Source organism: Nocardia sp. NPDC055321, assembly GCF_053645575.1.
In genome coordinates this window covers 96,546-109,275 of record NZ_JBSHMS010000002.1, presented here as the reverse complement: position 1 = coordinate 109,275, position 12,730 = coordinate 96,546, and the positions used below count along the sequence as shown (strand labels likewise).

Here is a 12,730-nt window from a genome sequence, read left to right as displayed (position 1 = left end):
TGCCCCATTCACGATCGCGGCCCGCGCATACTGAATCGGGCTTGACCTTCACGTTACGTCAACTTGCATCCTGAATCGGTCGAGGTGAACGAGGGCGGAAAGGACGAGAAGTGGCAATCGAATGGTCCATTCAGGAACTGGCCAGGGCCGCCGGGACCACCAGCCGCACGCTGCGGCACTACGGTGAGATCGGGGTGCTCGAGCCGAGCCGGATCGGCGCCAACGGTTATCGCTATTACGACCAGGAATCCCTCGTCCGGCTCCAGCGGATTCTGCTGCTGCGCGAACTCGGGCTCGGCCTGCCGGCCATAGCCGAGGTACTCGCGGGCGAGCGGGACACCGCCGGAGCCCTGCGCACCCATCTGGAATTGCTGCGGCAGGAACAGGATCGGATCGCGCGCCAAATCGCCTCGGTGACCACCACATTGCGCAAAACGGAAGCGGGTGAGCCACTCATGGCCGAGGAAGTATTCGACGGATTCGACAACACCAAGTACAAGGACGAGGTCATCGACCGATGGGGAAAGGACGCCTGGGAGAGCGGTGATCGCTGGTGGAGCGCCATGAGCGAGGCCGACAAGAAGGCGCACTTCCAGACCCACATCGATATCGCCGCGGACTACGGCCGCGCGCACGCGGACGGCGTCCCGGTCGAGAGCGATCGGGTGCAGGCCATCGTGCGCAGGCACTACGACTGGGTGACCACCGGCTGGCAGGGGAAGTGCCCGGCCCCGGAGTATTTCGTCAATCTCGGCGAAATGTATGTCGCGGACCCGCGTTTCGCGGTCAACTACGACAAGCACGGCGAGGGCACCGCGGTCTACGTGCGCGATGCCATGCGGGTGTTCGCCGAACGGATGTAATCCGATAGCGGGAAACGGCGGGTCCTTTCGGCGCTCATGCGCGGAAAGGACCCGCTGCCGTTCCGGTCACAGCCTCGAAATACGCCGTCGCCCACGTCGTTCCCGGCCGGTAAGGTTCGCCCGGAACGAGGAGGGGGGACTCACCCATGAGTAATCCGTATGGACAGCCCTATCCGGGCGGCTACGGCTATCAGCAACCGGGGTATCAGCAACCCGCATATCCGCCGCCGGGATATCAGCCCGGCTACCCGATGTACCCGCAGCTACCGCCCAGCGGCGCCACCGCGATCACCGCGGGCGTCATCGCCCTGATCGTCGGCATCATCGCCGGAATCGGCGGCGTCGTGATGGTCGGCGCCGCCGCGGCGCTGAGTTCGGATCGCGAGAAGTACGGCCGTAGCAGTGCCAACGATCTGGAATCGCTGCTGATCGGCATGGGCGTGCTGGTGATCCTCATCGGCGCGTTCTGGTTCATCGGCGCGCTCCTGCTGTTCGCACGGAAAACAGCCGGCCGGGTGATGCTGATCATCGCCTCGGGCCTCGGCCTCCTCGGCGGCCTCGGCCAGCTGACCCTCGGCGAGTACAGCGGCCCGGTCTTCGGCCTCGGCATCAGCCTCCTGATCCTCATCCTGTGCCTGGTGCCCGCCACCGGCCGCTGGATCGCGGCGGGCAAACGCCCGGTCCCGCCCGCCGGCTACGCCCCGTACCCCTACTACTGATTCTCCACGCACCGAAATCCGAACGGCCCGGGCGATATTCGCCCGGGCCGCTGTCGTCGGTACGCGGTGGATCAGCCCGCGCACATCGACTGCATGACGCCCTTCAGGATCGGGGCGCCGTAGGTCGTCGGGGCGAACGCCAGGGTCTGGGCCATCGACAGGGGAGTCAGGACCGTCGAGGCCACGCCGGTCCAGCCGGCCACCGTATTGCCCAGTGTCAGCAGCAGACTCGTGGTGTCCAGGGCCAAGGTCACCAGGTCGAAGGCGTTCTCCACGCTCACGTCGCCCAGCGGCACCGTGTTCAGGGCCTTGCCCTCGTAGATGTCGAAGCCGAGGTTGGCCAGGAACGTCAGGGGGCCGTAGTCCAGGGCGGCGACCGCGGGGCCCAGTTCCTCGGTGCGGCGCAGCGTCAGCACGTCCGCCACCCGGTTCTCGCGCAGGAAACCCTGCAGCGCATCGGCATTGGCGTGCACGGTCGCCGCGTCGACGCCCGGGGCGGGATGTGCGGCCAGGAAGGTCCGCGTGCGCTCGACCAGGTCCGAGGTCTTCAATTCGGCCAGCGGGGTGCACGCGCCGTCGGCGAGGGTGAGCTGGTTCGCCAGGTCCAGCAGCGGCTGCGGGACCTCCACCCGCGACTCCGACAGCTCCAGGTGCAGCTTCTCGTAGGCCCCGGAGGTGTTGCAGCCCAGCGCGAGTTGCGCCTGCACCGAGCGGGCCAGCGACTTCACGCCGTTGAACAGGGCCCCGACGATCGGCTTGAGCACGAAGCCGACGGTCGGCACCAGGCTCGCGCCGAACTGCGCCGGGATCTTCACGATCCGGGTGGCCAGGATGAACACCTCGACCACGTCGTTCACCGACAGCGCCGAGACCGCGACGGTCTGGTGCAGCCGGCCGGTCCGGGCCGCGTCGAGGCTGTTGACCAGGTGCGTGACGATCGGGTCGTCCAGGTACTCCAGCCGCCCGCCGAACTCGCCGGAGTGGACGGGCAGCGTCGCCCGGTGCACCCGCAGGGCCGCGATGGAGTGCCGGAACTCGTTCACCTGCCGGTCGTAGTCGGACAGCTGATGCGCCGGGACCGCGGTGCGCACGGCGGTGGCGGCGGCGGTGACGACGTCGTCGACCGTGGCCGCGCCCCGTCCGCACAGGCCGTCGGCCTCGGCGACCGCGACCCCCGCGAGGGTCTCGTCGGCGGCGCGGGCGGGTGCGGCGTTCGGGACCAGGGCCACGGTGCTCAGCAGGGCCGCGAGGGTGAGGGCGCCCGCGAGCGCGGCGCGGCGGGAGGGGGCGGGACGGGGGGTTCTGCGCGGGGCGAGACGGGGGAACCGCATGGTGATGGATGTCTTCCGGTCGGGCGAGGGGCACGGCCGCGTACTGCGCACGGCAACGAACTGGACGGATGTTCAGCTCATGTGCGTATGTAATACAGCTCTCATGAAGCGCCCGTGCCCACTTTGGTGAATAGCGGGCAAACATCCCGCTGCCGGATCCCGATGGCCGGGATGACGCGCGCAGCTCGCGACCGCATCCCCGAGCGCGTCGGAACCCGGCCCGCCGGAGCCAACGCGCGCCCGTACCGTCTTCCACTACGCTGGGCCCTCGTGACCGTCGCACCCCCCTTCGATCTCATTGTTGTCGGCTCTGGTTTCTTCGGGCTGACCATCGCCGAACGCACCGCCAACCTGCTGGGTAAGCGGGTACTGGTCGTGGAACGCCGCTATCACCTGGGTGGCAACGCGTATTCGGAGGCGGACCCCGAAACCGGTATCGAAATCCACAAGTACGGCGCCCACCTTTTCCACACCTCCAACAAGCGGGTGTGGGACTACGTGAATCAGTTCACCGAATTCACCAACTACCAGCACCGCGTCTTCGCGATGCACAAGGGCCAGTCCTACCAATTCCCCATGGGACTCGGCCTGATCTCGCAGTTCTACGGCCGCTACTTCACCCCCGAGGAAGCGCGCGCCCTCATCGCCGAGCAGTCCGCCGAAATCGACACCAAGGACGCGGCCAATCTCGAAGAGAAGGCCATCTCCCTGATCGGCCGCCCGCTCTACGAGGCGTTCGTGCGCGATTACACCGCCAAGCAGTGGCAGACCGATCCCAAGGAACTGCCCGCCGGAAACATCACCCGCCTGCCGGTGCGCTACAACTTCGACAACCGCTACTTCAACGACGCCTACGAGGGCCTGCCCAAGAACGGGTACACCGCGTGGCTGGCCAAGATGGCCGAGAACGACCTCATCGAGGTCCGCCTGGACACCGAGTGGGCCGACGTCCGCGACGAGATCCGCGCCGCGAGCCCGGACGCCCCCGTCGTCTACACCGGCCCGCTGGACGCCTACTTCGACTACGCCGAAGGCGAACTCGGCTGGCGCACCATCGATTTCGAGACCGAGGTCGTAGAAACCGGTGACTACCAGGGCACCTCGGTCATGAACTACAACGACGCGGATGTCCCCTACACCCGCATCATCGAGCCGCGCCACTTCCACCCCGAGCGCGACTACCCGACCGACAAGACGGTCATCATGCGCGAGTTCTCGCGCTTCGCCCAGACCGGCGACGAACCGTACTACCCGATCAACACCCCCGACGACCGCGCCAAGCTGCTCGCCTACCGCGAGCTCGCCAAGGCCGAAACCGCGAAGAACAAGGTGCTCTTCGGTGGTCGCCTGGGCACCTACCAGTACCTCGACATGCACATGGCCATCGGCGCCGCGCTCAGCATGTTCGACAACGTGCTGCGCCCGCACCTCGAGTCGGACGCCCCGCTGGTGGACACCGCCGAATGACCGCACAAGCCACCCTGGAAGCCATGACCACGCAGACTCGGGCCATCTCACTGCTGCAGCGCGTCATCCTGCCCCGGCCGGGTGAACCGCTCGACGTGCGCACCCTCTACCTGGAGGAATCGGCGACCAACGCGCGCCGCGCGCACGCACCCACGCGCACCTCGCTGTCCATCGGCGCGGAGTCCGAGGTGTCGTTCTGCACCTACTTCAACGCGGTCCCCGCCAGCTACTGGCGGCGCTGGAGCGTGCTGAAGTCCGTGGTGCTGCGCCTGGAACTGTCCGGGCACGGCCGCGTCGACGTCTACCGCTCCAAAGCGGACGGCTCGCGAATCCACGTGCAGGGCAACGAGTTCGGCTCGGACGGCGAGCACGCCGGCCAGCAGGGCGCCGCCCCGGTGGAATTCGAGGTCGACCTGGCCCCGTTCGAGGACGGCGGCTGGATCTGGTTCGATATCACCACCGACAGCGCGGTCGAACTGCGCACCGGCGGCTGGTACGCGCCCGTCGAGGCGCCGGGTGAGGGCAGCATCGCCGTCGGCATGCCCACCTTCAACCGGCCCACCGACGCGGTGAAAACCATTGCCGCGCTGGGCAACGACCCGCTGGTGCTGGAGAAGATCAAGGCCGTCATCATCCCGGACCAGGGCACTCGCAAGGTCGTGGACGAGCCCGGATTCGCCGAAGCCGCACTGCCGCTGGGTGATCGGCTCGCCATTCACGATCAGCCCAATCTGGGTGGGTCCGGCGGCTACAGCCGGGTCATGTACGAGGCACTGAAGACCACCGATGCCGAGTACATCGTCTACATGGACGACGACATCGAGATCGAGCCCGACAGCATCCTGCGCGCGCTCGCCTTCTCCCGCTTCGCCAAGTCGCCCATCCTGACCGGTGGCCAGATGCTCAACCTGCAGGAGCGTTCGCACCTGCACACCATGGGCGAGGTCGTGGACCGCTCCATCTTCATGTGGTCCGCGGCCCCGAACGTCGAGTACGACCACGACTTCTCGAAGTACCCGCTGCGCGATCGCGACAACTCCAAGCTGCTGCACCGGCGCATCGACGTCGACTTCAACGGCTGGTGGACCTGCGTCATCCCGCGTCAGGTCGCCGAGGAGATCGGGCAGCCGCTCCCGCTGTTCCTGAAGTGGGACGACGTCGAATACGGTTTGCGCGCACGGGAACACGGCTACCCGACCGTCACCCTGCCGGGCGCGGCCGTGTGGCACATGGCGTGGAGCGACAAGGACGACGCCATCGACTGGCAGGCGTACTTCCACCTGCGCAACCGCCTCGTCGTGGCCTCGCTGCACCTGCCCAACGACGGCCGCCCCATGGTCGTCAACACCGTCAAGGCCACGCTGAAACACCTGCTGTGCCTGGAGTATTCGACGGTGGCCATCCAGAACGAGGCCATCCGCGACTACCTCGCCGGTCCGGACAAACTGTTCGACCTGCTGCCCAGCGCACTGGGCAAGATCCACGCGATGCGCAAGCAATTCCCGGACGCGGTCGTGGTGCCGTCCTCCACCGAACTGCCCATGGCCAGCCGGGCCGGGGTCGGCGCGGTCGGCGAACCGGGCAACCCGATCGCCAAGATCGCCCGCCTGGGCAAGGGCGTGCTGCACAACTTCCGGAAGGCGGACACCCGCCACCACGAGACCCCGCAGCTGAACGTGCCCACGCTGGACGCGCGCTGGTTCCTGCTGTCCCAGGTGGACGGCGTCACCGTCACCACCGCCGACGGGCGCGGCGTGGTCTACCGCAAGCGCGACCCGCGCCAGGCCGCGGAACTCTTCAAGGAGTCGATGCGCCTGCGCAAGGAACTGGCCGAGCGCTTCCCCGTGGTGCGCGAGCAGTATCGTGCGGCGCATTCGCATCTCACGAGCAAGGCGGCGTGGGAGAACATCTTCGGCATCGACGCAGGGAACGAGAGCAAATGACAGCAGCAGATTCGGCCGCCCTGGCGGACCGCGGGTTGCACGCCGTTCCCGACGCGCCCGCCGCCGCGGGGGACTCGCCGTTCGAGGTGAAGATCCTCAACGCGGTGCAGGGGACCATCGGGCAGAACCCGGCCGTGGTCAAGGCCGCGCGTGGCATGTCCCACTTCGGTGAGCATTCGCTGGGCTGGATCGGCCTCGCCGCGGTCGGCGCGCTGGTCGACAAGCCCCGCCGGCGGCAGTGGGCCGGGGCCGCGGTCGGCGCGTTCGGCGCGCACGCCGCGTCCGTGGTGATCAAGCGAATCGTGCGACGCCCCCGCCCGAATCACCCGTCCGTGCAGGTCAACGTGTCGACGCCGAGCAAGCTCAGCTTCCCGTCGTCGCACGCCACCTCCACCACGGCAGCGGCTGTGTTGCTCGGCAGACTCACCGGGCTACCCTTGCCTGCGGTGCTCGTCCCGCCGATGCTGCTGTCCCGAGTCGTACTCGGGGTGCACTACCCCTCCGACGTACTCGCCGGTTCCGCGCTGGGCGCCGCATCAGCCGCCGTTGTGCTTGCCGCCGAAAAGAGACTCGCCAAGTGACCGCACAGGAAAGAGCGCTTGTTGACATGAGCGAAGAGCCGACCGGGACCGACCTAGCCGAGGGGGTCGTCAAGGGCCCGCCCAAGACCCTCGCCGGCGGCCTGATCAAGGCCATGCGCCCGCGCCAGTGGGTCAAGAACGTGCTGGTGCTGGCCGCGCCGCTGGCCGCGGGCAAGACCGCGGCCGGTGATCTGGTGGTCGGCGACTGGACGGTCATCGGACATGTCGGCATCGCCTTCCTGGTGTTCTGCATGGCGGCCTCGGGCATCTACCTGGTGAACGACGCCCTCGACGTCGAGGCCGACCGGGCCCACCCCACCAAGCGTTTCCGGCCCATCGCGGCCGGCGTGGTGCCGGTGAACCTGGCCTACATGCTGTCGGTGGCGCTGCTGGTGGGTTCCATCGCGGTGTCCTTCGTCGCGTCCTGGCACCTGGCCGTGGTGATGGCCGTCTACATCGGCATCCAGCTCGCCTACTGCTTCGGCCTCAAGCACCAGGCCGTGCTCGACATCTGCATCGTGTCCTCGGGCTTCCTGCTGCGCGCGATCGCCGGCGGCGCGGCCGCGGACATCAAGCTGTCGCAGTGGTTCCTGCTGATCATGGCCTTCGGCTCGCTGTTCATGGCGGCCGGAAAGCGCTACGCGGAGTTGAAGATCGCGCTCGACACCGGCGCGAAGATCCGCAAGTCCCTGCAGTACTACACGCCGACCTACCTGCGTTTCGTGTGGATGCTCTCGGCCACCGCGGTCGTGGTGTTCTACGGCCTGTGGGCCTTCGAACAGGGCCGGGTCAAGGACACCGACTGGTTCGCGATCTCGATGATCCCGTTCACCATCGCCATCCTGCGCTACGCCGTCGACGTCGACGGTGGCGAAGCCGGTGAGCCCGAAGAGATCGCCCTGGGGGACCGTATCCTCCAGTTCCTCGCAATAGCCTGGATCGGAGCGGTAGGTGTCGCTGTCTATCTCACCTGACGTGGTAGAGGGACACGAGCGGGAGACAGGCGCCCCGACGGCACAGTTGCCGCTCGGCGGCGCCCGTCGCCGTGCCGGTGGGCCCGGCGGTCGTTACTCGCTGCTGTCCCGCGCCATCCTCATCGGTGGGATCACGCTGACCGCGACGCTGTTCGCGGCCGGCGGCTGGCAGCGGCGCTGGATCGCCGACGACGGCCTGATCGTGCTGCGCACCGTGCGCAATCTGCTCGCGGGCAACGGCCCGGTCTTCAACGCGGGCGAACGCGTCGAGGCGAACACCAGTACCGCCTGGACCTACATCGTCTGGTTCTTCAGCTGGCTCACCCAGGGCAGGCTCGAATACGTGGTGCTCGGCATCGCGCTCGTGCTCTCGGTGCTGGCGATCGTGTTCGCCATGCTCGGCGCGGCGCGGCTGTGGGGCGGAACGAGTTCCGCGCTGCTGCTGCCCGCGGGCGCCCTGGTCTACATCGCGGTGCCCCCGGCTCGCGACTACGTCACCTCCGGCCTCGAGACCAGCCTGGTCATCTGCTGGCTCGCCGTGCTGTGGTGGTGGCTGATCCGCTGGTCCCAGACCGAGAACCCGCGCCTGCCCGGCTATTTCGGGCTCGTGTTCTTCGCCGGTCTGGCCCCGCTCATCCGCCCGGAGATGACGCTGGTCGGCGCGCTGGCGCTGCTGCTGCTCTTCTGCGCGCCGGTGCCGCGCACCCGGTTGCGGCCGCTGTTCTTCCGCGTCGCGATCATCGTGGTGGCGGGTCTGGTGCCGATCGCGTATCAGATCTGGCGCATGGGCTACTACGGTCTGCCCTACCCGAACACCGCGGTCGCCAAGGACGCGGGCGGCGCCAAGTGGGAACAGGGTTTCGTCTACCTGTGGAACTTCGTCGGCCCCTACTGGCTGCTCGTGCCGCTGGCACTGCTCGCGGTCGGCGGCACAGTCGCCGCGCTGCTCGGCCGGCCCGAGACGCCGACCGGTGAGCACATCGAATCGGACACCGCCCCGGGCAATCGAATTCAGCGGCTCAGCGCGAAGTTGCACAGTCCCGCCGCGGTGGTGCTGCTGATGGTCGGCAGCGGACTGCTGCTGGCGGTCTACCAGACTCGCGTCGGCGGCGACTTCATGCACGGGCGGGTGCTGCTGCCGCAGCTGTTCTGCCTGATGCTGCCCGTCGCGGTGCTGCCGCTGCGGATCCCGGAGGGCTTCCTCGGCGGCTCCGCGCACGGATCACGCCGTCTGGACTGGGCTTTCGTGGTCGTGCTCGGCGCGTTCCTCGGCACGGCGGGGTGGGCGCTGTTCGCGGCGAACACCACCGCGATCACCAGCGGAACCAAGATCAGCTCGACCGGCATCGTGGACGAGCGCGTGTACTACGTGCTCAACACCGGTCACGATCATCCGATTCGGGCCGAGGACTACCTGGACTATCCGCGCATGCGCGCCATGGTGCGCGACATCGCCGATACGCCCAACGGCGGCCTGCTGCTGAATTCGCCGTCGTTCATGTTCTGGTACATCGCGCCGCCGCCGGAGCCGATTCCCGCGGGCGGGTCCGGGCATACCGTCTTCTTCCTGAATCTCGGTATGACCAGCATGAACGTTCCGCTGGACGTGCGCGTCATCGATCAGATGGGCCTGGCGTATCCGCTTGCCGCGCATACCGAACGGCTCGTCGACGGCCGGATCGGGCACGACAAGAACCTCTACCCGGACTGGGTCGTGGTGGACGCGGGCATGGTGGATCAGAAGCCGTGGCTGCCGTGGTTCATGGACGACAAGTGGGTGGCGCAGGCGCGGACCGCCCTGTCCTGCCCGCAGACCCAGGATCTGCTGGCCTCCTCGCGGGCGCCGCTGACCATGGATCGCTTCCGGCACAATATCCAGCAGGCGCTGGAGTTCGCGAGCTATCGCATCGACCGGGTGCCCAAGTACGAAATCGAGCGGTGCAAGCTGGTCGACCCGACACAACCCGCACCCCGGTAACTCCCGGCAAAATTCTCGAAAACCCCACGGCGGCGGTCCATTATGAATGGGCCGCCGCCGTTTCTGTCCGATTCGCACAGGATTAACAAACTCGCATCTCGGTTTGGTAACACCGAGGGGGGCTTCCCGCGATAGCATCCACAGAACAACCGGGCCGAACCATCTCGTATGCACCGCAACGGTTGTCGTGATAACCCGCGCGGGGCGCCGAACGGCTCTCGCGCGCATGGATGAAGGGCGCGGCAATGCGACGCTGCAACGGGGATGGGGCGCATCAGCGCGAGCGGGCACGAGCTGGTGCGCGGCCGCGAACCTGGGCGCGCAGATCGGCCTTCGGCCTCGCGCTGGCCGCGGTCCTGCCCTTCGGGGTCTCGGTCGCGGCGCCCGGCTTCGAGCCCGCGACCGCGCACGCGGCCTACAACCCCGACGGCCTCGACTTCTACGTCGACTCCAGCATGGGCCCCATCAAATCGCGCATCTTCCGTGCGCTGGACGGCAATACGGACCGCGTCGTCTACGCCCTGGACGGGCAGCGCGCCCGCGACGACCTGAACGGCTGGGAAATCGAGACCGAGGGCGCCCGCGCCCTGGCCGCCGCGAACATCAACGTGGTCATGCCCGTCGGCGGTATGTCCAGCTTCTACGCGGACTGGAAGTCGCCGAGCACCTTCCTCGGGATTCCCGCTGGGTCGGCCGCGGGCAGCGGTTCCGGTGCCTCCCAGGTGCTTTCCGGCGGCCCGGGCAAGTCCTACACCTACAAGTGGGAAACGTTCCTGACCAAGGACCTGCGCAACGCGCTGCGGGACAGGCTGGGCTTCAACGTGACCCGCAACGGAATCTTCGGATTGTCGATGAGCGGCAGCGCGGCCCTCACGATCGCCGCGCACCACCCGGACCAGTTCGTCTACGCCGGTTCGCTTTCCGGCGCGCTGAACCTCTCCACGCCGATCATGCGCAACGCGGTGCGCCTGGCCATGCTCGATTGCGGCGGGTACAACATCGACGCGCTCGGCGGCGCCAAGGACTCGTCCTGGACCCGGCTCGATCCGTACACCAACGCCTCGAAACTCAAGGCCAACAACACCCGCCTGTGGATCTCGGCGGGCAGCGGGCTGCCCACCTCGACCGACGTGATCAACATGTCCACCATCCAGGGCATGGGCATCGAAGCCGTCGCGCTGATGGGCACCAAGGCATTCCAGAGCCGCTTCGCCAGTGTGGGCGGCAAGAACGCGACCTACGACTACCCGGCCGTGGGCGTGCACAACTGGAAGAACTGGGAGAACGAACTCGCCCGCATGATTCCCGACCTGTCTGCGAATATCGGGTGAGTCGGTTGCCCGGCCGAAACCGACACCGGCCCACGACCTCCGGGTCGTGGGGTTTCACCATGCTCATCACACATAACCGGCCGGTTGCCGATGATGTGCGCGGGGCGTGCGGTGGCGGCGGTGGCCGGTGGTGAACATGTTTCCGAGATCACGGTTTTGTTCTCTTCGTTGTATTGACCAGCAGCTTCGGGCCACACCAGCGTGAATTCGTGGCCCCCATCACAGTTGTCTCATTCTGATAACGCTCAGTTAGCCGCAGCACGATAGGGTGCCCGAGACGCCCACCGCGGTCACAAGCACGCCGTGGACACGAACAGATGCGAAAGGCCGTACGGAATATGCGAGGCGAGCAGGATAGACGTCGGAGATCGAGCGGCGGTTGGGTGAAGAAGTCGGTACTCGGGGTGTCGATGGCACTGCTGCTGCCGTTCGGGGTGTCGGTGGCAGGTGTGGGAGCGGGCGCGGCCAACGCGGCCTTCGACCCCTCCGCCTTCGACTTCTGGGTGGACTCCTCCACCGGAATGGGTCCGATCAAGTCCCGCATCTTCCGTGCGGCCGACGGCAACACCTCCCGCGTGGTCTACGCGCTGGACGGCATGCGGGCCCGCACCGACCTCAACGGCTGGGAGATCGACACCGATGTGGCGCGGGCGCTGACCGCCGCGAACATCAACGTGGTCATGCCGGTCGGCGGCGAATCCAGCTTCTACGCCGACTGGGTCGCGCCGAGCACCTTCCTGGGTGTCGAGGCCGGCACCGGCTCCGGCTCGCTGTCCTCCTCGGGTTCGGGCACCGGCTCGGGCGCCGGCTCCTCCTCGGGTTCGGGCGCGTTCCAGCTCATGGCCGGCGGCCCCGGCAAGAGCTACCGCTACACCTGGGAGACCTTCCTGACCCGCGATCTGCGCAACGCGCTGCGTGATCGCCTCGGGTTCAGCACCACCCGCAACGGCGTCTTCGGCCTGTCCATGGGCGGCTCGGCCGCGCTGACCCTGGCCGCCTACAACCCGGACCAGTTCAGCTACGCCGGTTCGTTCTCCGGCTACCTGAACGTCTCCGCGCCCGGCATGCGCGAGGCCCTGCGCCTGGCCATGATCGACGCGGGCGGCTACAACATCGACTCCATGGCGCTGCCGTGGAGCCCGGCCTGGCTGCGCATGGACCCCTTCGTCTTCGCGCCGCGCCTCAAGGACAACAACACCCGCCTGTGGATCTCCGCGGCGAGCGCCATCCCGGGCCCGGGTGACGTCTCCGGCGTCATGTCGGTCATTCAGGGCATGCCCCTCGAGGCCCTCGCGCTGGCCAACACCCGCGCGTTCCAGGTCCGGATGGCGTCCATCGGCGCGGGCAACGTCACCTACGACTTCCCGGCCACCGGTGTGCACAACTGGAACAACTGGTCGGCCGAGGTGTACCGGATGATTCCGGACCTGTCGAACAACATCGGCTGATTCGTTCCCGCTCGGCCATTCGAGGCCCCCGCCCTTTTCCGGCGGGGGCCTCCGCCGTTCTTTGCGCCCGCCGTCTTTTCGCGCCCGCCGTTTCG

Annotated in this window: 10 protein-coding genes; 9 read left to right on the top strand and 1 reads right to left on the bottom strand. The window is 67.6% G+C overall.

The annotated features are described in order from the left end of the window. Positions 1 to 110 precede the first annotated feature (110 nt). Positions 111 to 863: a MerR family transcriptional regulator gene (locus ACWIGI_RS03065; RefSeq protein ID WP_454200679.1), complete on the top strand. Its 753-nt coding sequence runs from the start codon at positions 111 to 113 to the stop codon at positions 861 to 863. A gap of 146 nt (positions 864 to 1,009) precedes the next feature. Next, on the top strand, positions 1,010 to 1,582 hold the full coding sequence (locus ACWIGI_RS03060; RefSeq protein WP_454200678.1) for a hypothetical protein: 573 nt from the start codon (positions 1,010 to 1,012) through the stop codon (positions 1,580 to 1,582). A 71-nt stretch (positions 1,583 to 1,653) separates the two neighbouring features. Here the strand turns inward: ACWIGI_RS03060 and ACWIGI_RS03055 are convergent, their stop codons facing one another. Continuing rightward, positions 1,654 to 2,913, bottom strand: a complete 1,260-nt coding sequence (locus ACWIGI_RS03055) for a hypothetical protein (RefSeq protein WP_454200677.1) — start codon at positions 2,911 to 2,913, stop codon at positions 1,654 to 1,656. A 270-nt stretch (positions 2,914 to 3,183) separates the two neighbouring features. On the opposite strand from ACWIGI_RS03055, the gene glf reads away from it, so the two are divergent. The 7 genes from glf to ACWIGI_RS03020 all read left to right on the top strand — a co-directional run bounded on the left by glf (position 3,184) and on the right by ACWIGI_RS03020 (position 12,635). Next, positions 3,184 to 4,380, top strand: a complete 1,197-nt coding sequence (gene glf, locus ACWIGI_RS03050; protein WP_454200676.1) for a UDP-galactopyranose mutase — start codon at positions 3,184 to 3,186, stop codon at positions 4,378 to 4,380. Continuing rightward, positions 4,377 to 6,323, top strand: a complete 1,947-nt coding sequence (locus ACWIGI_RS03045; RefSeq protein WP_454200675.1) for a glycosyltransferase — start codon at positions 4,377 to 4,379, stop codon at positions 6,321 to 6,323. The genes glf and ACWIGI_RS03045 overlap by 4 nt, the downstream gene beginning before the upstream one ends. Next, complete coding sequence (locus ACWIGI_RS03040; RefSeq protein ID WP_454200674.1) at positions 6,320 to 6,904, top strand: phosphatase PAP2 family protein; 585 nt, start codon at positions 6,320 to 6,322, stop codon at positions 6,902 to 6,904. The genes ACWIGI_RS03045 and ACWIGI_RS03040 overlap by 4 nt, the downstream gene beginning before the upstream one ends. 26 nt (positions 6,905 to 6,930) lie before the next feature. Then, positions 6,931 to 7,878, top strand: coding sequence for a decaprenyl-phosphate phosphoribosyltransferase (locus ACWIGI_RS03035; RefSeq protein ID WP_454200673.1), 948 nt, complete (start codon positions 6,931 to 6,933; stop codon positions 7,876 to 7,878). A gap of 46 nt (positions 7,879 to 7,924) precedes the next feature. Further along, positions 7,925 to 9,856, top strand: coding sequence for a flagellar motor control protein ZomB (gene zomB, locus ACWIGI_RS03030; RefSeq protein WP_454201013.1), 1,932 nt, complete (start codon positions 7,925 to 7,927; stop codon positions 9,854 to 9,856). Between the two features lie 245 nt (positions 9,857 to 10,101). Continuing rightward, positions 10,102 to 11,187: an alpha/beta hydrolase gene (locus tag ACWIGI_RS03025; RefSeq protein ID WP_454200672.1), complete on the top strand. Its 1,086-nt coding sequence runs from the start codon at positions 10,102 to 10,104 to the stop codon at positions 11,185 to 11,187. Between the two features lie 317 nt (positions 11,188 to 11,504). Further along, positions 11,505 to 12,635 (top strand): alpha/beta hydrolase, encoded by a 1,131-nt coding sequence (locus tag ACWIGI_RS03020; protein ID WP_454200671.1) that lies wholly within the window; start codon positions 11,505 to 11,507, stop codon positions 12,633 to 12,635. The last annotated feature ends 95 nt before the right edge of the window (positions 12,636 to 12,730 follow it).

Bases quoted from the DNA above. Each gene is read 5' to 3' on its own strand.
- ACWIGI_RS03045 (WP_454200675.1), top strand. From the start codon at position 4,377: ATGACCGCACAAGCCACCCTGGAAGCCATGACCACGCAGACTCGGGCC.
- ACWIGI_RS03060 (WP_454200678.1), top strand. From the start codon at position 1,010: ATGAGTAATCCGTATGGACAGCCCTATCCGGGCGGCTACGGCTATCAG.
- ACWIGI_RS03025 (WP_454200672.1), top strand. From the start codon at position 10,102: ATGCGACGCTGCAACGGGGATGGGGCGCATCAGCGCGAGCGGGCACGA.
- ACWIGI_RS03055 (WP_454200677.1), bottom strand. From the start codon at position 2,913: ATGCGGTTCCCCCGTCTCGCCCCGCGCAGAACCCCCCGTCCCGCCCCC.
- ACWIGI_RS03035 (WP_454200673.1), top strand. From the start codon at position 6,931: ATGAGCGAAGAGCCGACCGGGACCGACCTAGCCGAGGGGGTCGTCAAG.
- ACWIGI_RS03020 (WP_454200671.1), top strand. From the start codon at position 11,505: ATGCGAAAGGCCGTACGGAATATGCGAGGCGAGCAGGATAGACGTCGG.
- ACWIGI_RS03040 (WP_454200674.1), top strand. From the start codon at position 6,320: ATGACAGCAGCAGATTCGGCCGCCCTGGCGGACCGCGGGTTGCACGCC.